This window comes from Thermosynechococcus sp. QS41 (assembly GCF_031583515.1).
GTDB lineage: Bacteria > Cyanobacteriota > Cyanobacteriia > Thermosynechococcales > Thermosynechococcaceae > Thermosynechococcus.
The window spans coordinates 2,496,136-2,521,954 of the sequence record NZ_CP134181.1; the positions used below are offsets into that span (position 1 = coordinate 2,496,136).

Annotated in this window: 25 protein-coding genes, 1 tRNA gene and 1 pseudogene; 13 read left to right on the forward strand and 14 right to left on the reverse strand. The window is 55.3% G+C overall.

Features of this window, described 5'->3' with window-relative positions; all coding sequences use genetic code 11:
- Positions 1–35: 35 nt before the first annotated feature.
- Together lepB and RHJ80_RS12245 are read left to right on the forward strand one after the other, a co-directional pair.
- A complete protein-coding gene (gene lepB / locus RHJ80_RS12240; RefSeq protein ID WP_310801107.1) occupies positions 36–683 on the forward strand; it encodes a signal peptidase I in 648 nt (215 codons plus the stop codon).
- Positions 680–2,419, forward strand: coding sequence for an FAD-dependent oxidoreductase (locus RHJ80_RS12245; RefSeq protein ID WP_310801108.1), 1,740 nt, complete (start codon positions 680–682; stop codon positions 2,417–2,419). Before lepB ends, RHJ80_RS12245 begins: the two co-directional genes overlap by 4 nt.
- Here RHJ80_RS12245 and RHJ80_RS12250 read toward each other — a convergent pair.
- The 3 genes from RHJ80_RS12250 to rpsN all read right to left on the reverse strand — a co-directional run bounded on the left by RHJ80_RS12250 (position 2,416) and on the right by rpsN (position 4,773).
- A complete protein-coding gene (locus tag RHJ80_RS12250) occupies positions 2,416–4,053 on the reverse strand; it encodes an acetolactate synthase large subunit (protein ID WP_206200397.1) in 1,638 nt (545 codons plus the stop codon). The two genes, RHJ80_RS12245 and RHJ80_RS12250, sit on opposite strands and share 4 nt — an antisense overlap.
- An 86-nt stretch (positions 4,054–4,139) precedes the next feature.
- A complete protein-coding gene (locus RHJ80_RS12255; RefSeq protein WP_206200398.1) occupies positions 4,140–4,427 on the reverse strand; it encodes a 4a-hydroxytetrahydrobiopterin dehydratase in 288 nt (95 codons plus the stop codon).
- A 43-nt stretch (positions 4,428–4,470) separates the two neighbouring features.
- Positions 4,471–4,773, reverse strand: a complete 303-nt coding sequence (gene rpsN / locus RHJ80_RS12260) for a 30S ribosomal protein S14 (RefSeq protein WP_011057663.1) — start codon at positions 4,771–4,773, stop codon at positions 4,471–4,473.
- A gap of 98 nt (positions 4,774–4,871) precedes the next feature.
- On the opposite strand from rpsN, the gene cysS reads away from it, so the two are divergent.
- Both cysS and pyrE read left to right on the forward strand, forming a co-directional pair.
- Complete coding sequence (gene cysS, locus RHJ80_RS12265) at positions 4,872–6,338, forward strand: cysteine--tRNA ligase (protein ID WP_302678434.1); 1,467 nt, start codon at positions 4,872–4,874, stop codon at positions 6,336–6,338.
- A gap of 14 nt (positions 6,339–6,352) precedes the next feature.
- Complete coding sequence (pyrE, locus tag RHJ80_RS12270) at positions 6,353–6,922, forward strand: orotate phosphoribosyltransferase (RefSeq protein WP_310801109.1); 570 nt, start codon at positions 6,353–6,355, stop codon at positions 6,920–6,922.
- Here the strand turns inward: pyrE and purB are convergent.
- Genes purB through ftsH form a run of 4 tightly spaced genes read right to left on the reverse strand, consistent with a single transcriptional unit; the run spans position 6,919 to position 13,474 of the window.
- Positions 6,919–8,214 (reverse strand): adenylosuccinate lyase, encoded by a 1,296-nt coding sequence (gene purB / locus RHJ80_RS12275; RefSeq protein ID WP_310801110.1) that lies wholly within the window; start codon positions 8,212–8,214, stop codon positions 6,919–6,921. The genes pyrE and purB overlap by 4 nt on opposite strands.
- Positions 8,215–8,266: 52 nt before the next feature.
- A complete protein-coding gene (locus tag RHJ80_RS12280; protein ID WP_310801111.1) occupies positions 8,267–9,355 on the reverse strand; it encodes an LOG family protein in 1,089 nt (362 codons plus the stop codon).
- Between the two features lie 31 nt (positions 9,356–9,386).
- Complete coding sequence (locus tag RHJ80_RS12285) at positions 9,387–11,531, reverse strand: ATP-binding protein (RefSeq protein WP_310801112.1); 2,145 nt, start codon at positions 11,529–11,531, stop codon at positions 9,387–9,389.
- 14 nt (positions 11,532–11,545) lie between these two features.
- Positions 11,546–13,474, reverse strand: coding sequence for an ATP-dependent zinc metalloprotease FtsH (gene ftsH, locus RHJ80_RS12290; RefSeq protein ID WP_310743119.1), 1,929 nt, complete (start codon positions 13,472–13,474; stop codon positions 11,546–11,548).
- Positions 13,475–13,610: 136 nt separating this feature from the next.
- Between ftsH and RHJ80_RS12295 the strand changes: the two genes are divergently transcribed.
- Entirely contained in the window at positions 13,611–15,410 is a 1,800-nt protein-coding gene (locus RHJ80_RS12295) for an aspartate kinase (RefSeq protein ID WP_310801113.1), read from the forward strand.
- Complete coding sequence (locus tag RHJ80_RS12300; RefSeq protein WP_310801114.1) at positions 15,397–16,311, forward strand: DMT family transporter; 915 nt, start codon at positions 15,397–15,399, stop codon at positions 16,309–16,311. Before RHJ80_RS12295 ends, RHJ80_RS12300 begins: the two co-directional genes overlap by 14 nt.
- On the opposite strand, the gene RHJ80_RS12305 is transcribed toward RHJ80_RS12300, so the two are convergent.
- Positions 16,301–16,660 (reverse strand): hypothetical protein, encoded by a 360-nt coding sequence (locus RHJ80_RS12305; protein ID WP_206200407.1) that lies wholly within the window; start codon positions 16,658–16,660, stop codon positions 16,301–16,303. The genes RHJ80_RS12300 and RHJ80_RS12305 overlap by 11 nt on opposite strands.
- 78 nt (positions 16,661–16,738) lie before the next feature.
- Here RHJ80_RS12305 and prmC point away from each other — a divergent pair, with 78 nt between their 5' ends.
- Positions 16,739–17,614 (forward strand): peptide chain release factor N(5)-glutamine methyltransferase, encoded by an 876-nt coding sequence (prmC, locus tag RHJ80_RS12310; protein WP_206200408.1) that lies wholly within the window; start codon positions 16,739–16,741, stop codon positions 17,612–17,614.
- Here the strand turns inward: prmC and RHJ80_RS12315 are convergent.
- The gene (locus RHJ80_RS12315; RefSeq protein ID WP_149819902.1) at positions 17,611–17,874 is read right to left on the reverse strand and encodes a DUF3493 domain-containing protein; all 264 of its coding nucleotides are present in this window, start codon (positions 17,872–17,874) and stop codon (positions 17,611–17,613) included. The genes prmC and RHJ80_RS12315 overlap by 4 nt on opposite strands.
- A 107-nt stretch (positions 17,875–17,981) precedes the next feature.
- Between RHJ80_RS12315 and RHJ80_RS12320 the strand changes: the two genes are divergently transcribed.
- A complete protein-coding gene (locus tag RHJ80_RS12320) occupies positions 17,982–18,560 on the forward strand; it encodes a M23 family metallopeptidase (RefSeq protein ID WP_206200409.1) in 579 nt (192 codons plus the stop codon).
- Positions 18,561–18,579: 19 nt separating this feature from the next.
- Here the strand turns inward: RHJ80_RS12320 and RHJ80_RS12325 are convergent.
- Positions 18,580–18,653, reverse strand: a tRNA-Asp gene (locus RHJ80_RS12325).
- Positions 18,654–18,716: 63 nt separating this feature from the next.
- Between RHJ80_RS12325 and RHJ80_RS12330 the strand changes: the two genes are divergently transcribed.
- Positions 18,717–19,103: a HEAT repeat domain-containing protein gene (locus tag RHJ80_RS12330; protein WP_310801115.1), complete on the forward strand. Its 387-nt coding sequence runs from the start codon at positions 18,717–18,719 to the stop codon at positions 19,101–19,103.
- On the opposite strand, the pseudogene RHJ80_RS12335 reads toward RHJ80_RS12330, so the two are convergent.
- A pseudogene (locus RHJ80_RS12335) lies at positions 19,056–19,860 on the reverse strand (IS630 family transposase). The gene RHJ80_RS12330 and the pseudogene RHJ80_RS12335 overlap by 48 nt on opposite strands.
- Positions 19,861–19,991: 131 nt before the next feature.
- On the opposite strand from RHJ80_RS12335, the gene RHJ80_RS12340 reads away from it, so the two are divergent.
- A complete protein-coding gene (locus RHJ80_RS12340) occupies positions 19,992–20,324 on the forward strand; it encodes an endonuclease domain-containing protein (RefSeq protein WP_206200410.1) in 333 nt (110 codons plus the stop codon).
- A gap of 198 nt (positions 20,325–20,522) precedes the next feature.
- Here RHJ80_RS12340 and RHJ80_RS12345 read toward each other — a convergent pair whose 3' ends face one another.
- On the reverse strand, positions 20,523–21,065 hold the full coding sequence (locus tag RHJ80_RS12345) for a single-stranded DNA-binding protein (protein WP_310801116.1): 543 nt from the start codon (positions 21,063–21,065) through the stop codon (positions 20,523–20,525).
- 73 nt (positions 21,066–21,138) lie between these two features.
- On the opposite strand from RHJ80_RS12345, the gene RHJ80_RS12350 reads away from it, so the two are divergent.
- Genes RHJ80_RS12350 through RHJ80_RS12360 form a run of 3 tightly spaced genes read left to right on the forward strand, consistent with a single transcriptional unit; the run spans position 21,139 to position 23,540 of the window.
- A complete protein-coding gene (locus tag RHJ80_RS12350) occupies positions 21,139–22,437 on the forward strand; it encodes an FAD-dependent oxidoreductase (protein ID WP_310801117.1) in 1,299 nt (432 codons plus the stop codon).
- 38 nt (positions 22,438–22,475) lie between these two features.
- Entirely contained in the window at positions 22,476–23,051 is a 576-nt protein-coding gene (locus tag RHJ80_RS12355) for a DUF3365 domain-containing protein (RefSeq protein ID WP_310743121.1), read from the forward strand.
- 12 nt (positions 23,052–23,063) lie between these two features.
- Complete coding sequence (locus RHJ80_RS12360) at positions 23,064–23,540, forward strand: DUF3122 domain-containing protein (protein WP_310801118.1); 477 nt, start codon at positions 23,064–23,066, stop codon at positions 23,538–23,540.
- On the opposite strand, the gene RHJ80_RS12365 is transcribed toward RHJ80_RS12360, so the two are convergent.
- Positions 23,537–25,012 carry an anthranilate synthase component I gene (locus RHJ80_RS12365; RefSeq protein WP_399384613.1) on the reverse strand — a complete coding sequence of 492 codons (1,476 nt, stop codon included), beginning with the start codon at positions 25,010–25,012 and terminating at the stop codon, positions 23,537–23,539. The genes RHJ80_RS12360 and RHJ80_RS12365 overlap by 4 nt on opposite strands.
- A complete protein-coding gene (locus RHJ80_RS12370; protein ID WP_310801120.1) occupies positions 24,910–25,812 on the reverse strand; it encodes a CbiQ family ECF transporter T component in 903 nt (300 codons plus the stop codon). Before RHJ80_RS12370 ends, RHJ80_RS12365 begins: the two co-directional genes overlap by 103 nt.
- Positions 25,813–25,819: the final 7 nt, after the last annotated feature.

The window sequence follows — 25,819 nt, forward strand, 5'->3', positions numbered from 1 at the left end:
ACAGGGTTGACTTACTGTTTGCGGAGTTCCTTTCTATGGCCGATGGCAAACTGCCACCCACAAATGCTTCTACCCCTGAATCAGTGACAGCCAAGACCGAAAAGACGACAGAACCTTGGTGGCTGGAGATGGCCAAAACCTTGGGGCTGGCTGCTCTCTTGGCTTTTGGTATTCGTACCTTTGTAGCAGAAGCGCGCTATATCCCCACCGGCTCGATGGAAGAAACCCTGCTGATTAACGATCGCCTGATTATTGAAAAGATCAGCTACTATTTCCATGCCCCCCATCGCGGCGACATTATTGTTTTCAATCCAACTCCGGCCTTGCAACAGGCAGGCTTTCGTGATGCCTTTATCAAGCGGGTGGTGGGCTTGCCTGGGGATCGCGTGGAACTCCGCCAAGGGCGCGTCTATATCAACAATCAACCCCTACCCGAACCCTATCTAGCTCCCTCGACATTGACCTCCGTCGATACCTGTGCCGGTATTCAGCCCTATCTGGCTCAACCGCAGGTGATTCCTGCCAACAGCTACTTGGTCTTGGGGGATAACCGCAATAACAGCTTTGATGGCCGCTGCTGGGGCGTGGTACCGCGCAATTACATTATTGGTCGTGCGGCGATTCGCTTTTGGCCCCCCGATCGTTGGGGGTTGATTACCGATCCCAAGGAACCGCAACAGTGAGGCAAACCCTGCGCACCGAGGTACTCGTTGTGGGTGGTGGCATAGGGGGGGTAGCTGCTGCTTTAACGGCGGCTCGTATGGGAGCGCAAACGGTGCTGGTCAGTGAAACGCCGTGGCTAGGGGGCATGCTCACCAGTGCTGGGGTGGCGGCGCCCGATGGCAATGAACTCATGGCGTGGCAAACCGGGCTGTGGGGTGAGTTTCTGCGGGCGATCGCCCAACGCCAAGTGGGGGGACTAGATCATGCTTGGGTGAGTTTCTTTACCTTTGATCCCAAGGTCGCCGCTGATCTTTTTGCCGAGTGGGTCAAGGCAACCCCCAACCTGACGTGGCTTGTCGGTGAACTTCCCCAAGCGGTTTTGCGCCAAGGCGATCGCGTCCTCGGGGTGGAATTGACCACCCTCACCCTCCATGCCCAAATCACAATTGACGCCACAGAACTCGGGGATCTCCTTGCCTTGGGGGAAATTCCCCATCGTTGGGGGTGGGAGTGGCAGGCAGACACCCAAGAACCCTCAGCCCCCCCAGCACCCACAGCCTTGACTCAAACCTATCCCGTTCAAGCCCCCACATGGATTGTCGTTTTACAGGACTACGGTGAGGGTGCCACTGCCCCAGAGATTCCCCCTTCTCCCCTTTGGGATGAGCACAAGTTTAACGGTGCTTGGGCAGGCTATGACCCTCTGCACTTTCTCAACTATGGCCGCCTGCCGGGAAACCGCTTTATGCTCAACTGGCCGCAGCAGGGGAATGACTATGGGGTGGGTCTGGAACGGCTGATCGGCTCTGCCCAAGAGCGACAGGCCTTTTGCCAAGAAGCACGCTGGCACGCCCAAGATTTTGCCCGTTATGTGCAGCAACAGTTGGGTCGCCGCTATGGTTTAGCGGAAGAGACGTTTCCCCAACTCCCTGACCAACTGGGGGGCGGTGCCTATGCCCTCCATCCCTATTACCGCGAAAGTCGGCGCCTGATGGGTGTCACCACAATTCACGAGCAGGATATTCTCCCCACTGCACCACCGCCCGTTGATGCCCAAGGTCACTACACGGGCATTGCCATCGGCAACTATCCGAACGATCACCACTATCCGGGGATGGAACTCCCCCTTGTCCCTAAGTCCATCCGTTGGGGCGGTCGTTGGACGGGGACGCCCTTCGTGATTCCCTATACGTCGTTGATTCCCCAGACGGTAGAGGGCTTTCTAGTGGCAGAGAAAAATATCTCGGTGACCCATATTGCCAATGGTGCCACTCGCTTGCAACCGCTGGTAATGGGCATTGGACAGGGGGCAGGGTGGTTAGCTGCCACAGCCATTCGCCAAGGGAAATCGCTGCACCAACTGGTGGGCACCCTTGATCTGAAGCCCCTGATTCAGGAGTGCCGACAGGCAATCTTTCCCTTCTTTAACCTGCCGCCGCAACATCCCGAATGGGAAGCTTGGCAACTCCAGACACTCAATACATTTGATCCCACGGTCCCCCTACCGCCGACGGTGGCGATCGCCCAACCGACACCCATGATCGTGAGCGCCGGCATGCAAACGGTTAGCGGCGAATTTGTGAAACTAGGGGAACAGGCATATCAACTCCGCACGGATCAGTGGTCTTGGCCTTTGGTAACACTCCACCCCACCGTCAACGAGCAACTGCAAACCTATCAAAGTGGGCAGCGAATCACAGTAACGGGGTTTATGAACCCCTATGCCCCTTGGATTCGGGTGGCGTGCGTGGCCTAAGTTTCGCAGCTTAGCTCCCCAAGGCGTTGATTAAAACGCAGATTCTCACTGTAGTCCACGGGGACATCAATAATGCTGGGCACAGACTGCGCAAGGGCAGTTTTCAACGTTGGGATAAAATCAGCGGTGGCTTCAATGCGATACCCCTTGAGTCCCATGCTCTCGGCCAACTTGACAAAGTCCGGGTTACCAAAGTGGACATAGGCAGATTCACCAAAGTAGCGCTGCTGCTTCCACTCGATGAGGCCATAGCCGCCGTCATTAAAGACGATGGTTGTAAAGTTGGTTCCTATGCGCAGCGCGGTTTCCAGTTCTTGGCAATTCATCATGAAGCCGCCATCGCCGGTGACTGCCACCACATGCCGCTGCGGATAGACCAATTTCGCCGCTATTGCCCCTGGTACGGCAATCCCCATTGCGGCAAAGCCATTGGAAATCAAGCAGGTATTGGGGCGATCGCAATGGTAGTGACGGGCAATCCACATCTTGTGGGCACCCACATCAGAAATGACGATATCCTCTGGCCCCATGACTTGACGCAGGTCGTAGATGAGCTTTTGCGGCTTGACGGGAAAACTCTCATCTTGGGCATATTGGCAGTAGTCCGCCACAATGTCTTGGCGCAGTTGCACGGCATAGGGGGTGGGCTTATCTTGGCGATCGGCTCGCTTGAGAATTTCATAGAGGGAATCAGAAATATCTCCCACCACCTCAATCACAGGAATATAGCTGCTGTCAATTTCGGCATGGGTGGCTGCAATATGGATAATGGGCAAGCGGCCATCGGGGTTCCAGCTTTTCGGGGAATACTCAATCAAGTCATAGCCAACGGCAATCACTAAGTCAGCATGATCAAAGCCGCAGCTAATGTAATCCCGCTGCTGGAGTCCCACCGTCCACAGGGCAAGGGAGTGCTGATAGGGAATGACCCCTTTACCCATGAAGGTATTGGCCACGGGGATATTCAGCTTTTCGGCAAAATGGGTGAGGGCAGCGGCAGCGTGGGCACGAATAGCGCCATTCCCCACTAAGATCAGGGGGTTCTCAGCAGCATTGATCAGTTCAGCGGCCTTGAGAATGCTCTGGAACGAGGCATAGGTTTTTTCGGGCGGGCTAGGCTTGAGGGGATAGCCCTCAGCTTCCATGGCGGCAATGTTTTCGGGCACATCAATGTGAACCGCCCCTGGCTTTTCATTCTGGGCAATCTTAAAGGCCTTGCGGACAATTTCTGGCGTAATGCTGGGGCGGACAATCTGGGCATTCCATTTGGTTACCGGGCTAAACATGGCCACCAAGTCCAGATATTGGTGGGACTCGATGTGCATGCGATCGGTGCCTACCTGCCCTGTAATGGCCACAAGAGGAGCACCATCGAGGTTAGCATCGGCAACACCGGTCATTAAATTCGTAGCACCGGGACCGAGAGTAGAAAGACATACCCCCGCTTTGCCGGTGAGACGACCATAGACATCGGCCATAAAGGCCGCCCCTTGTTCATGGCGGGTGGTGATAAATTGAATGGGGGAGCGACGCAGCGCTTGCAGGACATCAAGATTTTCTTCCCCCGGCAGACCAAAAATGTATTCTACGCCTTCATTTTCAAGGCATTTCACGAGTAATTCGGCGGTATTCATAAGGATGGGCGATCGCGGGCACTACTCCCTATCGTAGTTCTGTCTTTTTCGCCCAATCCTTAAATATTGGCAAATGCTGACGAAAGTTATGCCGCGGCCAGATCGGAGATCACCTTGGCCAGATCAATGTCCTTTTGGGTAATGCCGCCGGCATCATGCGTCGTAAGGCAGACCGTCACCCGATTCCAAGAAATGGATAAATCAGGGTGATGTCCGGCCTGCTCAGCGGGATCCACCAGACGATTGACAAAGGCAATGGAGCCAAGAAAATCCTTGAAAACAAATGTTTGCTCAAGGCGATCGCCCGCCAATTTCCAGCCCGCTAGGTTTGCTAGTTGTGCCTCAATATCGGCTGGAGAGAGTCGCTCTGCCATGGTTGTGCCTCAACCCTATTAGCTCTAGGGTAGCAGAGGCAATTTACCAACTGGACTTGACCACCCCCGGCAGCAACCCTTGGTGAGCCATTTCCCGCAGGGCATTGCGGCAGAGGCCAAAATCACGATAATAACCACGAGGACGACCTGTCAACCAGCAGCGATTCCGTAGCCGCGAAGGGGCACTATTGCGGGGCAACCGTTGCAGTTGACGATGGATGCTCATGATCTCTTCTTGGGTTTCGGCGCTGGCCAGTTGAGCCTTGAGTTCTTGGCGTTTGCTGGCGTATTTAGCAACAAGCCGTTGCCGCTTTTTTTCCCGTTCGATCATGCTTTTTTTGGCCATGGGGGTGTGTTTGTCCTCGATAATGATGAATTTGGTATCCTATATCCTATCAAAGAGCGATTTGCTGCTGCAACTGTTGATCCTTGCGGGGTGTTTCTGTGCCCTTACATCTGTACAACACACTGTCTCGCCGCCTTGAACCCTTCTCGCCCCTGCACCCAGAGCGGGTGACGATCTATGCCTGTGGTGTCACGGTGTATGACTACTGCCATTTGGGGCACGCCCGTTCCTATGTGGCTTGGGATGTGCTGCGCCGCTATCTCACGTTCTTGGGCTACGTGGTGCACTATGTGCAAAATTTTACCGATATTGATGACAAGATTTTGCGCCGCGCCCATGAAAACGGCGAGACGATGGCCACAGTGAGCGATCGCTACATTGCCGCCTACCACGAGGACATGGCGGCCTTGAATATCCTACCTGCCACTGCTTATCCCCGCGCGACAGAGGTGATTCCAGAAATTATTCACCTCATTCAAGGGCTACTGGATCGCGGCTATGCCTATGTGGCCGGCGGGGATGTTTACTATGCCGTGGCACAATTTCCCAGCTATGGCAAGCTTTCCGGGCGCCAGCTTGAGCAACTCATGGCCGGTGCCAGTGGCCGCATTGAGGAAGAGGAGGAGCAGCGCAAACGCCATCCCCTTGATTTTGCCCTCTGGAAAGCCGCAAAGCCGGAGGAAATGGCTGTTTATGACCCGTGGGAAGCCCCTTGGGGTAAAGGGCGCCCCGGCTGGCACATTGAATGCTCGGCAATGGTGCGACAGGCCTTTGGGGCAACGGTGGATATTCATTGCGGTGGCATGGATTTAATTTTCCCCCACCACGAGAATGAAATTGCCCAATCGGAGGCGGTGACGCAACAGCCCCTAGCCCGATTTTGGCTCCACAACGGCTTTGTTACCGTCAACACAGAGAAAATGTCCAAGTCCTTGGGGAATTTCACAACCATTCGTGATCTGCTGGCTCAGGGGGTGGATGCCATGGCCTTGCGCCTGTTGGTTTTGCAGGCTCAGTACCGCAAACCCTTGGACTTTACGCCAGAGGCACTGACCGCCGCTGCCAAGGGCTGGCAAACCCTGAAGGAGGCGCTACAGCTCAATCGGCAGCTCTCCCTGCCCGTCATTGATCCAGAGGGGGTCAAAGCTCACCCCAGTACCCAAGCCTTTTGTCAAGCTATGGATGAGGACTTGAACACCGCAGCAGCTCTAGCGGTCATCTTTGAACTGGCCAAAGTCCTGAATCGTGAGCAGCATCGCTATCTCCACGGGGGAGACTGGGGGCGATCGCCCGCTGAAATCAGCCGCGACTGGCACACCCTAGTCACTCTTGCTCAGGTTTTGGGTCTAGAGGCAAAAGCAGAGGCACAAGCTGCGTCAACGGTTGGCCTAACCGATGAGGAGATTCGAGAGTTAATTGCTGCTCGCACCGCTGCCCGCCAAGCCAAGAACTATGCGGAGAGCGATCGCCTGCGGGATCTCCTTTTGGCTCAAGGGGTCAAACTCGTGGATCAAAAGGACGGCACCACCCATTGGTTTCGCGTGCCCGCTGGCTCAACCCCCTAACTGTGGAGAACACTATGCACGATTCCCTTGCTGACCTGCGTCAGGAACTCTTGGCGCTGCTGTGCCGCGATGCCTACCGTGCCGGCGAGTTTATCCTTTCCTCTGGCCAAAAAAGCCACTACTACATCAACTGCAAACCTGTGACCCTATCAGCGCGGGGCGCTTACCTTATGGGGCGGCTCTTCTTGGCGCAGTTAGCCCCTGAAGCGGTGGCGGTGGCGGGTCTCACCCTTGGGGCGGATCCCTTGGTGGTGGCAGTGAGCGTGCTCTCCAATGTGCACGGGCAGGATCGGGCAGCGCTGATTGTGCGCAAGGAAGCCAAAGGCCACGGCACGATGAGCTTTATTGAAGGTCCCCCCTTGCCCCAAGGGGCGGTGGTCACGGTGCTTGAGGATGTGATCACGACGGGGGGGTCTGCCCTCAAGGCGGTGCTGCGGCTCCAAGAGGCAGGCTATGTGGTCAATGAGGTTCTGGCCATTGTCGATCGCCAAGCGGGCGGGGAAGCTGCCTTTGCCGCTCAAGGAATACCCCTGCGATCGCTCTTTCGGATTAGCGACCTCGAAGCCTACCTCAATGCGGTCTAAATTCCCAACCGCTGGTAAATTTCCTCGAGGTGCTTGAGGTGATGTTCAGGGTTAAAGCAGGCCTCGAGTTCCTCTGGTGTCAGGTAGCGCTGAATCTCTGGATCCCCTTTGAGGTTGGCAGCAAAGTCACCGTCCGGTTGATTCCATGCCGCATGGGCATGTTTTTGCACCAAGGCATAGGCAGCTTCGCGACTCAGCCCCTTCTCCACCAGCGCCAAGAGCACCTGCTGACTAAAGATGACACCGCCGTAGCAGTTCATATTGCGGCGCATATTTTCGGGATAGACCTGCAGCGTCTGCACCAAGTCAGTCATTTCCACCAGCATAAAGTGGCTGAGAATCGAGCTATCGGGCAAAATCACCCGTTCCACCGCACTGTGGGAAATATCCCGCTCATGCCAGAGGGCAACATTTTCAAGGGCAGCCAAAGCATTTCCCCGCAGCACCCGCGCTAGACCGGTCAGTCGTTCGGAACGAATGGGATTGCGTTTGTGGGGCATGGCAGAGGAGCCTTTTTGTCCCTTCGAGAAGAATTCCTCGACTTCAAGGACATCGGTGCGCTGAAGATTGCGAATCTCAACAGCAAAGCGCTCGAGGCTGGCTCCCAAGAGGGCAAGGGTTTGGGCATAGTCGGCATGGCGATCGCGGGAAATCACCTGTGTTGAAGCGGTATCGGGTTGGAGACCGAGTTTTTGGCAGGCGATCGCCTCCACCCGCGGATCCACATTGGCATAGGTGCCCACTGCTCCCGAAATTTTGCCTACGGCCACGGTGCGCTGCAATTGGCACAGGCGATCGCGATGGCGCAGCAGTTCCGCCAGCCAACCCGCGAGTTTGAAGCCAAAGGTAATGGGTTCGGCATGAATCCCATGACTGCGTCCCACCATCACCGTATAGCGATGTTCTTGGGCACGGTGGCGCACTGCCTGAATGAGCTGCTCCAACTGCTCTTGAATCAGCGTCAGACTGGCCACCAATTGCAGGGCTAAACCGGTGTCGAGAACATCGGAACTGGTCAAGCCAAGGTGAATATAGCGGCCGGCATCGCCAACATGTTCGTTGACATTGGTGAGGAAGGCAATGACATCGTGCTTTACCTCTGCCTCAATTTCCAGCACCCGTTGGGGGTCAAACTTGGCCTTGGCTTTGATTTCAGCGACGGCGTCAGCAGGAATATGTCCCAGTTCGGCTTGGGCTTCGCAGACCGCAATCTCAACATCGAGCCATGTTTTGAATTTGTAGGCATCCGTCCAGAGGTTCCCCATTGGGGCAAGGGTATAGCGTTCGATCATGGGCGTATGTATCTCTAAGGGTGATCAAAAACGGTCATCTGGGGGCGATCGCCTATTTGCGTTCGGGATGGCAGGTGGTTGCCGCCGTGGCAAAGCCATTGAGGCGGTAAATCAGTTGGTACAGACGGCCGTAGTCCCGCTGGTTAAAGTGCAAGATCAAGCGCGGCAGGTGGAGGGTGTGGGTCAAGGCGGGGCGGTTGATGGGTTGCTCGTCTTCCACTTCCCGTGGCAGCGGTTCAGTGCGTTCAATCTGACCCGCCACAAGAATGTCCTGAAAATCGCGATTGAGTTCTGCAAGGGCGGCATCACTAATGTCTTGGTTCAACCGCAGCACGAGGCGATCGCCCACGTAGCGGCTGGAGTGATAAACCCGGTAAAAGCCACTGAGGTAAGCCAACCCCTCCTCAACACTGGTGCAAATGCGGTAGAGTTCCTGATCTTCACGGTTAATTAGTCCCTTGGCTGCCAGTTCTTCACGAATAAATCGATCCCAATGCTGCCAGTAGGTGCCGCCGGGAATGTCCATCAAGACCAAGGGTTTAGGGGGGGCTTTGCCCGTTTGACAGAGAGTCAAGCATTCAAAGGCTTCATCTTGGGTGCCAAAGCCACCGGGAAATACAGCAATGGCATCGGTTTCCTTGAGCAAAAAGAGCTTGCGCGTAAAGAAGTACTTGAAGTGAATCAGACGCGGATCCCCTTCAATATAGGGGTTAGCCCCCTGCTCAAAGGGGAGTTCAATGTTCAGGCCAAAGGACTTATTGGAGCCTGCCCCTTTGTTGCCAGCCTCCATGATGCCACCCCCGGCACCGGTGATAATCATAAACCCCGTGGCACTCGCCGCTTGGGCAAAGGCCACCGCCATTTCATAGACTGGCGCCGTGGAGGGAGTGCGTGCCGATCCAAAGATCGAAATTTTGCGGGTATGGCGATAGGGGGCAAAGACCCGCAGGGCTTGGTGCATATCCCGCAGGCAGGAACGCAGAATCTTCCAATCTAGTCGTTCCAGTTCCTCATCGGCAATATCCAGAAAAAGTTGCAGGGCTTGGTAAATCACGTCGCCGTGGGGCACCCTATCCAAGCGACGAATTAACTGTTCAAGGTCTTGCTGTAGGCTACTTAAAGCGACTCGCGAAAGGGTCATGGCACCCTAAGAACGTTAGCACCCTATTTTATCAGGCAGCGGGATCACCTGATGCAGTGGGTAGGCTGAGGGTAAAGGTGGTAATGCCCGCTTCACTGTCGGCGCTAATTTCACCCTGCAATTGCTCCACGAGTTTTTGGGTGAGGGCAAGGCCTAAACCCGTTCCCCCCTGTTGCCACGGATCGGCATTGGGAATGCGATAAAACTTTTCAAAGATGCGCGGTAGCTCCTCACTAGGAATCTCTGAGGGATTACTCACTTGAATTTGCAGGCGATCGCCCCCGATTGGATCAAAACGGACAACAATCTGTGCGCCAGCAGGGCTGTACTTACAGGCATTGTTGAGTAACTCTGCCAAGATGCGGGCTAAGGCATGGCGGTTGGAGAGGAGGGGCGGCAACGTGGCGGGGCGCAAAATCTCAAGGGATTGCTGCCGCTGTTGCATGCGGTTGCGGAAGGGTTCGAGCACCGAGGGCAGCCAACTGTCGAGATCAATCACCTCCTGTTGAATCTGGCTGCGCCCTGCCTCTAGGCGTTGCAGATCCAGCAAATCATTGATCAATTCCGTTTCGCGGTTGCACTCATTGGCGAGAATGTCGAGGTAGCGTTTCTGGCGATCGTCGATGGCAAATTGCTTCAGCATATAGATGGCCATTTTCATATTGGCCATGGGGGTACGCAACTCGTGGGAAACGGTACTCAAGAAATCATCCTTAATGGCATTGAGCCGCTCTAGCTCCTGCATTTTCTGTTCCAGTTCGGCAGTACGGGCGCGCACTTGGCGCTCCAAATCCGCATTGAGTTCTTGTACCTGTTGGTAAAGCTGCGCTTGGTGAATGGCGAGGGCACACTGATCGGCAATGGTTTTGACGAGGCTTAAATCTTCTGGTGTCCAAGACTTGGGCAGGGTTTGTTGCCAAAGCTGGCGATCGCTTGCCAAAACGGACGTTGCCTCACTGGGTTCCCACTCCCAATCGAGGAGCGTAATTTGGCCGAGAAGTTGGCCGAGGTAAACCAAGGGAGTAATTACCAAAGCGTTGACGTTGAAGGTTCTGAGATCTGTTTGCAGCGGCTGCGGCAAATCCGTACAACTCGCCGCCAAGACCACCTGTTCACCCTTGCTGAGGGCGGGTTCAAAGAGGGCGATCGCCTGCTGGTTGAGAGCAATCAAGTGGTTGGGTAAGCTGACAAATTGAGGACGGCTGGCATAGGTAGGGCTATTGGGCGCATGGGTTTGCGTAATCAGGCAGAGGGTCGATCCCAAGGCTTCTAGGAGTAAATCAGCGGTAATTTGCAGAACTTCCGCTGCCACCATGGTGGTACGCATGGCTTGAATGATGCGGTTAATGATGGCCTCACGGCGGGCTTGGTTGCGCAGTTGTTCCTCGGCTCGCTTGCGATCGGTGACATCCATGACATAGCTGCGGATCAGCTCACTTTCATAGATGTAGTGAATGGATTGCTCGTAGATGCGCCCTTGGTACTCCACCTCCCGCACATGCACTTTTTCTTGGGTTTGCTTCATGTAGCGTGCGAGTTCCGGCAATCCCAGCAATAGAGGATGAGTCAACTTCTGTTGCTGTAGATCCCGAAACTGCATCACTGCCGCTGGATTGAGATACGTCACCCTCCCCTCTAAATCCACTTCCAAAATTGGGTTGGGCGTCAGCTCCGGATAGGAGGCCAAGCGCACTAAGGCCGCTTCACTAAAATTCTCGATATTACCTTCACTGAGGGGGACAAGTGTTGCAAAGGGATTGGTGCTTTTGGAGAGAAATCCTAAGACATCGGTACTGCGGCAAAAATCCTGAAACTCCGTATCCGTCATGTTCGTCAAGGTCAAGTAGCGGGCACGCACATCGCCGCCAAACACAATCATGTCACCGCCACGCAAATCATGGGCAACAATCCGCTGGCCATTGACCAGAGTGCCATTCGTACTGCGCTTGCCCTGCAAATCACCATCAATGAGGCGAAAAAGATGGCTATTGGTTTCAGGACTGGTCACCCGTAACAAAATCGCGTGCTGCCGTGAGACCATCTTCGAGTGAAGCACAATTGAATTCGTTGGATCGCGACCGATGGAATAAGTGGCTGCCTCTAGCAAAATAGGTCGCCGCCCCTCACTGTCTTCGAGGACTAACAGGTGGCGGACTGCCTGCCGCTCGTGGCTCACCGTTGCCTCCTTGCCTAGGACGGCTGGGCACCCTGACGAAAGGATACTGGTGTCGCTGTCACCTTCCAAGTGGGTTCTTTGACAGGTAGGGTAGTATATTGGCGCACCAAGGCACGGAACTCATCACCGTCAATGGTTTCTTTCTCAAGGAGCAGCTCCACCAGCTTATCAATGGCCACCCGATGCTCGCGGATCAGTTTGCGGGCAATCTCGTAGCAGTGCATAACAATCTCGCGCACTTGGTGGTCAATTTGCACGGCCACAGCTTCAGAATATTCAGCGCGCGGCATGAGATCTCGACCCAGAAAGACCTCGTTGCCCGGCGTTTCAAGGGCTAAGTGTCCCAAATCCGACATGCCGTAACGGGTCACCATTTCCCGCGCCAGATTGGCCACTGCTCGCAAGTCGCTACTGGCACCCACGGTGACTTCAGCATCGCCAAAGATTTCCACTTCGGCAGCGCGCCCCCCCAATAGAATGGTGATCTCATCGAGGAGCCATGCGCGGGTATAGAGGCCACTATCCACCCGCTCTTCATCAAAGATCTGCTGGGCAAAGCCGCCAACGCCCCCAGACCGGGGAATAATGGTCACTTTATTGAGGGGATCCGCATGTTTCAAGAGCGTCATCAGTAGAGCATGACCCACTTCGTGGTAGGCAATCAGCCACTTTTTCTTGCTGTCGAGGAGGGGAGTGAGCGTCATGCCAATCGTCACGCGATCAATGGCATCGTCAATTTCGGCATTGGTAATGGCCGGTTTGCGACGCCGAGCAGTGAGAATTGCGGCTTCATTGAGGAGGTTGGCCAGTTCGGCACCCGAAAAGCCGGGGGTACGGCGGGCGATCGCCTCTAGGGACACCTCGGGAGCAATTTTCTTGTGCCGCGCATGGACTTGGAGAATTTGCAGGCGTCCCTTGTAGCTGGGCAAATCAACGGTAATTTGGCGGTCAAAGCGACCCGGACGCAGGAGGGCAGCATCCAAAACATCGGGGCGGTTCGTTGCCGCAATCACAATAATGCCCGTATTCCCCTCAAAGCCATCCATTTCCGTCAGGAGTTGATTGAGGGTTTGCTCGCGCTCATCATTGCCACCGCCAATGCCGGCACCCCGTTGGCGACCGACGGCATCAATTTCATCAATAAACACCAGACAAGGGGCGTTTTCTTTGGCCTTTCTGAAGAGATCCCGCACACGGGAGGCACCGACGCCCACAAACATTTCCACAAATTCAGAACCAGAAATGGAAAAGAAGGGAACCCCAGCTTCACCGGCGATCGCCTTGGCAAGGAGCGTTTTTCCGGTTCCTGGTGGCCCAACTAGCAGCACCCCCTTGGGAATACGGGCACCAATGGAGGTAAATTTCTCTGAATTCTTGAGAAAGGTCACAACTTCCTGCAGCTCTTCTTTGGCCTCTTCAATCCCAGCCACATCGCCAAAGGTCACCCCCGTTTGTGCCTCCATTTGAAAGCGGGCGCGGGATTTACCAAAGTTGAGAATCTGCCCAGGGCCGCCGGGGGCATTACTCGCCCGCCGCAAAATCATCAGGAATAAAATCAGCAGAAAGAAGCCCAGCATCAAGTTAGAAATGACGCCAACCACTGCCCCATCACTGCTAGAGGGCACCACCCGCACCGTCGTGTCATAGCGGGTACTCACTTGGCGCAGCAGTTCTACAAGTTCAGGATTGCGATCAAAGAGCCGTACCTCCTGGGGGGGAGATTGTTCGGGTTGATCTTTACGGCGAAACTTGGCTAGCCCCTGTTCCTGATAGAGTTCGACGGAGCTGACTTCACCCGCCTTGAGGGCATTGAGGAATTGACTGTAGGAAACGGTGTTGTTATTGCTCGATTGCGCTAAACCAATGTGAGTGGGAGCTAACGAGAGACCCACGACCAAAGCCAGTTGACTCAGCCGTTGGGAAAGGCGTTGAGCGTATTTCATCGGCACCCGTTTCCGAAATTCAGTTCTAATTTCCAGTTTAACAGCGATTTTTTAGTTCCCTAGCGCCCTAGATCAGCCACAGCCAAGAATCACCGCCCTAAATATAAAATAGGACAGCATTCTCTTTAGAACGCCCATGGGACTGATTGTACAAAAGTATGGTGGCACGTCCGTCGGTAGTGTCGAGCGCATTCAAGCGGTAGCCCGCAGGGTCAAGGTAACTGTGGCAGCGGGACATCAGGTAGTGGTGGTGGTCTCGGCCATGGGCAAAACCACAGATAGCTTGGTGCAACTGGCCTATGCCATTAGCGATCGCCCCAGTCAGCGGGAAATGGATATGCTGCTTTCCACGGGGGAGCAGGTCTCGATCGCCCTGTTGACGATGGCGCTCCATGCCTTGGGGGAACCCGCCATCTCCCTCACCGGTGCCCAAGTGGGCATTGTCACCGAACCGGCCCACACCCGTGCCCGCATTCTCCACATTGAGACCCAGCGCCTCGAACGGCACCTCAAAGAAGGACAAGTGGTGGTTGTGGCCGGCTTTCAGGGGATTACTGCTGCTGCGGATTTTGAAGTCACCACCCTTGGGCGGGGTGGCTCGGATACCTCGGCTGTGGCCTTGGCGGCGGCGCTGCGGGCGGATTGCTGCGAAATTTACACCGATGTCCCCGGCATTTTGACCACGGATCCGCGACTGGTGCCCAATGCCCAACTCATGAGTGAGATTACCTGCGATGAAATGCTGGAGTTGGCGAGCCTAGGGGCAAAGGTCTTGCACCCCCGCGCCGTGGAGATTGCCCGCAACTATGGCGTGGATTTGGTGGTGCGCTCCAGTTGGACGGATGATCCCGGTACCCGTGTCATTGCACCATCGCGGCCGCCGCGTCCCGTGGAAAATCTTGAACTGGGCAAACCTGTGGATGGGGTGGCGCTGGATACGGATCAGGCGAAGGTGGCACTACTGCGGGTGGCCGATCGCCCCGGCGTTGCGGCACAGCTTTTTGGCGAACTGGCACGGCAAAATCTTGATGTGGATTTAATTATCCAATCCATTCACGAAGGTCAGACGAACGACATTGCCTTCACCGTGCAAAAGCGCGTTCTTAAACAAGCCGAGGCTGTTGCTGTGGCCTTTTATCCCCGCTTGAATCCACGGGTTGAAGAGACGGATGTGCTCGTGGATGCCGACATTGCCAAGGTGAGTATCACCGGTGCCGGGATGATTGGCCGACCGGGGGTGGCCGCTCAGATGTTTTCGGCCTTGGCGGCAGCGGGCATTAACCTACAAATGATTTCCACCTCTGAAGTGAATGTCAGTTGTACAGTGGCCGCAGCGGATGCAGGTCGAGCGATCGCTGTTCTCTCCCAAACCTTTGATGTGGAAGCCGCCACCACTGTCCCCCAAGAGACCCCCGATGCCCCAGCGGTGCGGGGCGTTGCCCTTGATCCCAAGCAGGCGCGGATTGCGATTCGCGATGTGCCCGATCGCCCCGGTATGGCGGCGGCAATTTTCCAGACCCTTGCGGATGCCGCCATTAGCGTGGATATGATTATCCAATCCCAGCGATCGCGCTCCCTCGGGGGTGTGATGACCCGCGATATTGCCTTTACGGTGGCCTCTGCCGATGCCGAGCGAGCCACGGAACTACTCAAGGGGGTTCAGAGCCAATTGGGCTACGGCGACATCCTCATAGATACGGCGATCGCCAAAGTGAGCATTGTTGGTGTGGGGATGATCCACCGTCCGGGGATTGCTGCCCAAATGTTTGCGGCCCTTGCCCGTGAAAACATCAACATTCAAATGATTGCTACCTCGGAAATTCGCGTGAGTTGTGTGGTGGCAGAATCGGAGGGGGTGCGGGCGCTGCGGGCGGTGCATACAGCCTTTGGTTTAGATGGTGAGGCTCCCGTCGTCATTCCCGATGTCGGTAAATAGACCGCCCCATTGGCAAATTGCCCTTGTCCTCGGCGTGGGCGTGTTGGCGGTTTCTACAGCTGCTGTGCTGGTGCGCTGGGGGGTTGCTGGTTTAGCCACCGATTCCCTAGGCATGACCGTGGGGTTGAGCATTTTCTTGGCCAGTGGTCGCCTCAGTTTGGCTGCTCTCTTTTTGACCCCGCAACTTTACACGTGGCCGTGGCTAGACCTGACTCGCCAAAATCTGCGTTGGGCACTGGCGGCTGGGGTTGCCCTTGCGGCGCACTTTAGCCTCTGGTTTACGTCACTGAACTACACCTCGGTGGCAGCCTCAACCACATTGGTGACCACAACGCCCATCTGGTCGGCGCTCGTCGGGTACCTTTGGCAGCGACAAACCCTTCAACCCCGTGCTTGGGTGGGCATGGCGATCGCCCTTGGTGGCAGCGCCCTAATTGGGACGGCAGAACCGACCAGTGCCGTGGCAAGGAACCCCCTACTCGGAAATGCGCTGGCGATCGCGGCGGCGTGGGCGGTCAGTGCCTACTTTATCTGTGGTCAAGCGGCTCAAAAGGCGGGTCTGGCGATTCACCACTACGCCCTTGTGGCCTATGCCACTGCTGCCTTGGTTCTCTTGCCCCTGCCGCCACTGCTGGGTCTGACTTACGGAGGTTGGCCGCTAAAGCTCTATGGCACGATTCTCCTGCTGGCTTTGATCCCCCAGTTGGTGGGGCACACCAGTCTCAATTGGGGGGTGCGTTGGCTCTCCCCTACATGGGTAACTCTTCTGGTGTTGGTAGAACCGATTGCTGCGAGTCTCTTTGCCCTGCTGCTCTTTGGTGAGGTGCCGACAACGGCAGTGATGACGGGGGGCAGTCTGGTGCTGGTGGGTTTAAGCGTAGCACTGTGGCCTAGTCCCTAGGGGGGTTCGGCGATCGCCGCCGCTGTTTGAGGGTATCCAAAGCATCCCCCAAGGCGGTAATGAGTCCCTCACGGGTACGGGCATGATTTTGCCGTTCCTCCTCTAGGGCACGCCGTAGCCGTTCATTGTCCAAGAGGGCTTCAATCAGTTGTGCCTGAAGTTCGGCAACAGAGGTTTCACTGCGCACGCGCGCCTCAATCCGTGCCCGTTCGTCCGCCCATTCCGGGGCTTCGGGATCTACAGGCGGTGGGGGCGGTTCAGGAACCAGTGACGGCAGTTCATTTGCTCGCGCCTGCGCCCGTTGCAGTTGCTCTTGCAGACGTTGAAGCTGTTCCTGAAAATCTGCCACAGTGGATAAGGCACAGTTAGAAATTCTAGGGCTATTTTGATACGAGTATCCTCAGAAAACAAGGGTCAAGATATATTCGTGAGTAGCGAGGCACTCCAAGCATGGTGGCACTGGGCACAGGCGATCATTCCAGCCCCTGAGCGCGAGAGTGGCCTACGGGAGTTAAAACAATTTCTCAGTGCCTTCACACAGTTGAGTCCCCTTGACATCACCCTGCGCCGATTTCCGCCCGAGATTCCTCTAAAACTGCCCCTTGCAGAACTCCAAGAGCGTTGGCAACGCCGCTGGCAGGAGCGGGTTCCCCTGCAATATCTCATTGGTACGGTTCACTGGCACGATCTGGAATTAGTTGTCACCCCCAGTGTGTTGATTCCTCGGCCAGAAACAGAGGAACTCCTAGAAGTGGTGGCAGTAACGGTACCCCCTTGGCAACAACAGGGGCATTGGCTGGATTTGGGTACGGGGAGTGGGGCGATCGCTATTGGCTTGGCGCGGTTATTTGCGGCGGCGCTGGTGCATGCCGTAGATTGTAGCCCTGAGGCCCTAGAGGTCGCGCAAGTCAATATTCAAAAGTACGCTTTGGGCGATCGCGTGCGTTGCTATGTTGGCAGTTGGTTTGCCCCCCTTACCCATCTGCAAGGGCAGGTGCAGGGCATTGTCAGTAATCCTCCCTATATTCCCACCCGCCTAGTGGCCACTCTCCAACCTGAGGTGCAGTACCATGAACCCCCCCTTGCCCTCGATGGTGGTGCGGATGGCTTGCAGGCAATTCGTCAGATTGTTGAGACGGCACCAGAGTATCTTCAGCCCCAAGGCTGGCTCTTTATCGAATTGATGGCAACCCAAGGGGAAGCTGTGGCAGCGCTAGCAATGGCCACCCAAGCCTATGAACGAGTGGAAATTCTTCGGGATCTCAGTGGCCACGATCGCTTTTTGCTCGCTCAAGCAGTTTAGCCGCGATCCCAGCGCCAGAGGGCAACCATCAGGGCAACCACTCCGATTTGTAATGCCAGATTCCACACCAAATCGTTACCAGCAGTGCCCGCCAATCCCTTGAGGCCAAGGATAAAGGCACCCATGAGGCCGGAAGCGGCAAAAACGGCATAGAAAACGCGCCGTAGTCCCCGATAGGGAGCGGCTGCCTCGGCTCGCAGGCGATCGCGCAGGGTTGATTGAGTCACTTCAGCCGGTTGCTGGGGTTTGTGAGTAGCCATTTTGATTTTCCCATCACCTGAAAATATCCTACGTCCCTACAATGGGGAACGGTGTGCATCAATAACGGTCTAAGGCCGTAGGCCAAAAGAGATGTGAGGAGTTTGATATGCATTGGCAGCGAATCAGTGTAGCACTGGCGATCGCCTTGGGTAGCACGGTTGCAATTCCCCAACTCAGTCAACCCTCCCAAAATACTGGTGCAGGGACACTCCGCTGGAGCGATGCTTCCTTTCCTGTGGAAAATTTCCAAGGCTATACCTCTCCCTTTGGCTACCGGCGATCGCCCACGGGGGAACCCACGACCGAATTTCACAATGGCCTTGATTTTGCTGCTCCTCAAGGGAGCTATATCCGTAATTGGTGGGTCGGGCAGGTGATTGAAGTTTCCGATCACACCGCCTGTGGCACACTGGTACGAATTCAATCGGGGGCTTGGGAACACGTTTACTGCCACATGATGGGGCGGGTTGAGCAGACCCCCCAAGGACGAGCCATGGTCGATCGCGCCGGTGGCATTTTCATCCTAGAGGGGCAGCGGGTACCCACGGGGGCACGTATTGGTCGAGTGGGCATGACAGGCCGCACCACCGGACCTCACCTTCACTGGACGCTCCGCCACCGAGGGCAATTGGTCAACCCTGCCGTGGTTCTACAGGCCATGTATGGTAGCCAAGCCCAACGATAACTTTCTGGTTAAAAACTAACGGGACTGACGGGGCTCGAACCCGCAACTTCCGCCGTGACAGGGCGGTGCTCTAACCGATTGAACTACAGTCCCAATTTTTGAGCGATTTTTAGACTATCAGGAAAATCATGGCCTTGTCAACTGGTTAAATTTGCCTTGCAGGGCGATCGCCTGCGGGGCATCAATCAACTGCGTAGCCTTGACCCCAACGATGCCTTTCGGCTCATTCAACCCCTCAGCCAAGATGAAAATTCCCGTGTCCGCTACACTGCGGTGAGTCAAATTGCCAGCCTTGGGCACGTCAATCTCAATCAAGCCCATGACCTGTTGCGCGATCGCCTGCTCCATGACAGCGAAACGGATGTCCGTGCTGCCGCAGCGGATGCGATGGCTGCCCTACAAGTTCCCTTTGCCCTTGAAGATTTAGAAACGGCCTACCACAGTACCGATGATTGGCTGTTGCAGTTTATAGCAATTCTAATCAAGAATGAGACATCATCCAGCACAATACTTGCGAATCACCTCATCAATCGAACTGTTTGACCCTGCATACATCCGCGCTCGCTTCAACGCACTAAAGTTGTGCTCAATCACATTCAAATCAGGAGAGTATTTCGGTAAAAATAACACCTCGTGACCCGCCGCTTTCACCACTGCCTGAATCGCCCCTTTTGGATGAATCGGTGCATTATCCATCATCAACAACGACGGTCTCTTTAACGCCGGCAAACAGTACTGACTCAGCCAGCTCACAAACCCTACCGCATTCAAATATCCTGAAAACAGGATTGGGGCGATGAAGTCTTTCTGGTGTCTATACCGTCCTGCGACTCAACTCTCTCTTTTCTGACGCTTCCCCGCTCGCTCTCCATCAATTCGTTGGCCTTGCGCTGACCACCCATACTCACACTCCACCCCAGAGTCAAATCCCGTCTCATCGATATAGACTACCGTTTCCTCCCCATGGCTCTCTACCCATGTGTCGAGCTGCTGTTGATACGCTTGCCGCTCTTCTTCACACCGTTCTTGGTAACGCATCTGTTTTTTTGCGGGTGATGCCCATCTGGTTGAGGGCATAACTAATGGTGGAAACTTGGACGCCAAATCGCTGGGCACGGTCGATTAAACGGTCATCGGGATGGGCAGCAACATCGGCTGCTAAGGCCGCCCAATCCAGCTTCCAAGGACGACGGGGGACAACTGTGGGGGCTAAGTCGTCTCGCTTCAGCCAGCGATGGATGGTGGCGCGGCTCACCTGAAAGATTTGAGTTGCTTCACTGATTTTGCCACCTTGCTGGATGTAGGAGACAACCCGCTCTCGTCAGTCTAAGCTATAGCTCATGTTCTTGAGTAACATTCATGACGCTTTGAGTATAGCCTATCCCTCTTGAAAATATCTCACTCCCTTTCGAAATAGCTATACGAAAAAGAATGACGCGATCGGAGGTGATTCTCTGGCAGCATCTCAAGGGCAAGCAGATGAATGGCTATGATTTCGATCGCCAACGTCCTATCGATGAGTACGTTGTTGACTTCTACTGCAAAAAGCTGAAGCTAGCGATCGAAGTTGATGGCTCATCCCACGATAGCGAAGAAGCTCAAGAGCAAGACCGCTACCGTCAGCAAAGGCTTGAAGCCTTAGGGGTTCGATTCTTGCGGTTTCGAGATGAAGAGGTGTGCCACAATGTTGAGGGAGTCCTTGAGGCGATCGCAACCTGGATAAAGGACAACGCCTCCAAAACTTTCCCTCCAGAGAGAGGCTAGGGGTGAGTCTGAGTTGGGCTGACTACGGAAGGGATGCGAAGGGAATTCTTGCCCTGTGAATTGCTGCGTGAATCTCATTTGTGACCTCTGCCCATCAGACTAAGAAGCCTCCCATGGCTCTCTAGTTCTCCTCATCCCAAACTGACGTGGGTGAGATGATGTGTTCGTGCTAAACGCTAGCTGAATCAGCGTCAATCCCTAGAAGGGTACCTCATCTAGGTTAATATCTTCGGGTTCGGGGGGTGGGGGTGCCACCTTCGGTGTGACAGGTGCAGTGGCTGCGGGTGTGGCCATGGGGGTGGTTGCCGGCTGTGCCGGATGATCCACAATATTGCCCTCAACGGTGTAGAAGCGGCTTACCACCAACTCGGCGCGTTTTTCTTTGAAACCTTCAGGGCGGTCAATGGTGTCCATTTTTAGCCGACCTTCTAAGATCAGGCGATCGCCCACTTTGCATTCTGCCTGCATTTTTTGCCCCAAATTGCCCCAAGCCACTGTTCGCAAACTCATGGGTGGCTCTTCACTGCGCAGGCTAGCAAACTGCACCACCATTGTGGCCACCGCCATCTGATTTTCTTGGGTGTAGCGCAGTTCTGGCGCTTGAATCACTTCTGCAAAGAGGACGCAACTATTCATCCGATGGGCTTCCAACAGGTCGTGTTCTTTCCAGTATAGTCCCAACGGCTGCCGCGACAAGGCCACAGGATCAATACGGCGCGACTCTGGGGTTCTCCCTACCACAGACGGCTGTAGCCAATTGTATCTTCTTATACTATCATATAGTTAATTAAATAAATTTACAGAGGATACGGTTATGGCACGGGTGGTTGTCCTTGGGGCAGGCATCGGCGGGTTGTCCACAGCCTACGAATTAAGGCACCGTTTGGGCGATCGCCATCAAGTGGTGTTGGTCTCCGATGTGGATCGCTTTACATTTATTCCAGGACTAGTGGCAGTTGCCCTCGGACACCATTCCCTCGAACGCCTGCAAGTGCCCCTAGGGATCGTGAGCCGTCGCCATGGGTTGCAATGGGTGCAAGGCAAAGTTCAGCAGATTGACCCTAAAGCTAAGAAAGTCTATTTGCCTGAGCAAACCCTTGACTACGACTATTTAGTGATTGCCACAGGGGCAGAACTCGCCCTCGATTTGATTCCCGGCCTTGGCGTTCACAGTCATTCCGTGTGTACCCCCGCCCACGCAGTTGCCGCCCATCGAGCATGGCAAGCATTCCTCAAAGACCCCAAGGACTTAGTTGTGGGTGCGGCGCCAGGAGCCAGTTGCTTTGGGCCTGCCTATGAATTTCTATTTTTGGCGGAGTATGCCCTGCGGCGTCATCGGTTGCGCGATCGCGTCAAGATTACATTCATTACCCCTGAACCCTACATTGGCCATCTGGGGATTGGTGGCTTGGCCAACAGTGATCAACTCACCCTAGACCTGATTGCACAGCGGGGCATTGAAACCATCACAAATGCCGAGATCACGGCCATTGAGCCGCATCGGATTTTGTTGCGGGATGGACGGGTAATCCCCTTTGGCTACAGCATGATTTTGCCACCTTTTCGCGGGCCAGCCTTTGTGCGTGCATCGGGTCTTGGCAATGAAAAGGGATTTTTGCCCCTGCTGCCCACCCTTCAGCACCCCGACTATCCTGAAATCTATGGGGTCGGTATTAGTGTTCACCTGCCGCCGATAGAAGTCACCCCTGTGCCTATGGGCTTGCCCAAGACGGGTCAAATGACCGAGGAGATGGCGATCGCCGCCAGCCACAACATTGCCGTTGCCCTTGGGGAATTAGCCGCTGACCCTGTAGTGCCGACCCTCGATGCCCTCTGTTTTGCCGACTTTGGTGACACGGGTATTGCCTATATTGCCGCTCCTGTGATTCCTGAGACCCTCGGGCAGAAGCGCCGCTTGGCCTACGCCATTCAAGGATTGTGGGTGAGTTGGGTCAAGGCTGTCTTTGAGCGCTACTTCCTGCTGAAAATGCGATGGGGGCTAAGTGTTCCTTGGTTTGAACAGTGGGGACTGCGGCTCTTCTTTGGCCTTTCCCTTGTGCGTCCCCTTCAACCCCCCCTAGTTTCCAAGCAGCAACCGTTCGCAAAAGTTTGATATGCAACCGTTAACAACACTGACAAGGAGTAATTTTTATGGCGCGCCTCTTTCTCATGGGTCTGTTGATGGTTTGTCTATGGCTCAACAGTTCCTCAGTCACATTGGCCAGTGTGAATCCCGATGAACTGGGGAAAGCCGTAACCGCCATTGAACAGTTGGATCAAATGCGCATTGGCCTTGCCTCTACTTTAGAAGGAAGTCCCACGGAACCCACCCTTGACACCTTTAAGGCTGTTTGTGCCCCCGTGGGCAAGAAAGCGAAGGAAATTGCTGCTGCCAATGGCTGGCAACTGCGTCAGGTAGCCCTCAAGTACCGCAACCCCAACCATGCCCCGCGCACAGCGCTGGAAGTGCAAGCCCTCAATCGCTTTGATAACAATCGTCAACTCCAAGCCTTTTGGCAAACGGATGCTGAAGGGGTGCACTACTTCCGTCGCATTGATGTCCAAGCCAGTTGCCTTGCCTGTCATGGGGCGAAAAATCGGCGGCCTGCCTTTATTCAAGAAAAATATCCCAGCGATCGCGCCTATGGCTTCCGTGTTGGTGATCTGCGGGGCATGTACGCTGTGACGATTCCGCAAATTCAACAGGCACTCCAAACCTCACCCTAGGGAGGAACTTCAATGAAACGTTGGCAGCGTTTGTTACTTGTGATCCTGCTCGTCATTCCCCTGTGGCTAGCGGTGTCCCCCAGTAGCCCTGCCATGATTCGCACCATTGAAGAGGCTCCCAATCAAGTGGTGGTGCAGTCGCGGCATCAGTTGCGCGATAATCGTGGCTTCACGTGGCAGGTGATTCTCTTTTCCCGTCGTGACCAGTTGCAATTACGCTTGGTGGGGTTTCCCGAGCAGTACCACTTTCGCCATCCCGATCCCTTGGTGCTGATCACATCGAGCGGTCAAACCCTCACAGCCGTAGATGACTTTCCCAAGGCAGACTCCGTTGCCAATGTGGGACAGTTTGACCTGTTGCCCCTCGCCTCGCAATTGCCCAAGAGTGAACCCTTGGTACTGCGTCCGCCCCTAGAGGAGCAGGGGATTGAGATTGCTGTGCCTGCGGCTGTGGTAATTGAATGGCACGCTCTGATGGAGGGAGTCTAGGAACGGGGGCTGATGGGCGTAGGTGTCCCAAGGGCAAGGAGCAGGGCTTGGGCTTTGCTCAGGGATTCTTGCCATTCCCGCTGTGGATCACTGTCGGCCACAATACCGGCGCCCACCTGTCCCCAAGTCGTCTGGCGATCGCCCGCCACCAACAGGGTACGGATGAGGATATTCAAGTCCAAATGCCCCCGCTGATCCCAGTAGCCACAGGAACCGTAGAACAAATTGCGGGGAAAGGGTTCCAAATCGGCCAAAATCGCCATGCAGCGCACCTTAGGACAGCCGGTAATCGTGCCACCGGGAAAGAGGGCGCGGATCACATCCACAGGAGACAGCCCCGGCTGCAACGTGCCGCGAACATTGCTCACCAAGTGAATCACATGGCTGTAGTACTCCAGCGTTAGGAGTTCATCCACCACCACACTGCCCCACTGGCACACTCGCCCCAAGTCATTGCGCTCTAAATCCACGAGCATCATGTGTTCTGCCTGTTCCTTGGTATTCCTAAGGAGTTCCTCGGCCTGGGCGCGATCGCCCGCTGGGGTTTGGCCGCGCGGACGGGTACCAGCAATGGGTCGGGTTTGCACCCTATCTCCCTGCACTTGCACCAAGCGTTCCGGTGAGCAACTGACAATGTAGCCCCAAGGGGTCTGCCAAAAACTGGCAAAGGGAGAGGGGTTAATCTGCTGCAGCCGCAGGTATTGTTGCCAAGGATCAACGCGCCCGTAATGGCAAAAGCGTGCCGACAGATTGGCCTGAAAAATATCCCCGGCACGAATATGGCGGAGAATCTGCCGCACCGCTGCTTGGTAGGTATCGGGTTGCCAGCCAGCGGCTAGTTCAATGCTGCCGGGGCGATTGGGCACCCAGAGAGATGGCTCAGGGGGTGTTTCCGCAAGCGCTTCTTGCAGCGCTGCCAGCTGGCTAGGGGTCGAAGCCGCCAAGTAGAGCAGATCTTCCTGATGATCCAAGACGGCAAAGGCTGCGGGTTCATACCAAAAGGCTACTGGAAAAGGGAGAGGATCAGGTTTTAGAGGGGGGAGGGCTTCAATTTCCCACGCCAACTCGTACCCCAGCCATCCCAACCAGCCACCAGTAAAGGGCAGATGGCGCACCGCTTCAGGAACCGCTTCACATTGGGGAAAGCTTTGTAGCGTCGGCAGGACTTGACCCAAGGAGAGTGGCCACTGGCGATCGCGCCGTGGTGACCCCGCACAAATGGAGTAGCGCGCTTGGGGAGTCGGGGCTTGGGCTGGGCTTTCCAGTAAAACGGCAATTGGCTCAGTCAAAAACAATTGCTGAAAAATAGCGCGACCCGTGCGACGCCGCAGCGGCAAACAGCACCATAGCCACGGCTGACAGGGGAACATCAATGGTGTGTCACCCCCAACCAACCCAAACGAACCAACCAAAATAACCCCATGCCCCCCAGAGCCAACCAATCTCGCCGCTGCAGTCGCAGATGGTGCCAGGGATTATCGTAGGTTCCCGGTTCTTGAAAGCCCCGCACCTGCATGGCACAGGCCACCTGTTCTGCCCGCAGGAGTAAATTGTCCAACAGCCGTACTGCTAAGGTGAGCCACAACTTGATGCTGCCCTTAATGCCCACCAGTCGCCAATTGATGGCACGCGTCCGCACTGAGCGGCTCAGGTTTTGCACCTCTTCTAAAACCAAGGGAATAAACCGCAGCGACAGCGTCAAGGTCAGGGCAATTTCGGCCACTGGCAGCTTAAAGCGTTTCAGGGGCTGCATCAGATTTTCCAAGCCAGCGGTGACTTCTTCTGGGGCAGTGGTCAGCAAAAACAGATGCGTGCTGTAAAGGAGCGTAAACAGGAGGGTACTCAGGCGTAACCCCAAATCCAGCGATCGCTGGGAGACTTGCAGATGAATCGGAAACTGACCCACTTGGGCACGAAACTGCCACAGGATATAACTGTAACTCGTGGGCGGAGCGGTGGCTTCCAAAGGGTGGCGGGGTTGATAGGTGACCGCCATCCCATCGGGCATCAAAGCCGTGATGACTAGAATTAAACTCCCCACCAAGAGGAGCCACAGCAGTTGCCGCCGCCACACCCGTGCGGGAATCCCCCCTAGGAGGGTCAGGAGAATTAAACTGGCCACTAGCCCCAACCGCCAACTGACATCCGCCAAAATAGGTGCCAACAGAAACGTCATCAACCATGCCAACTTAACCCGCGGATCAAGGCGGTGCAGCCAAGTCACCGGTTGTTCAAGGTATAGCCCCAAAGGGAGCGATCGCAGGAGATCCATGGAAAAT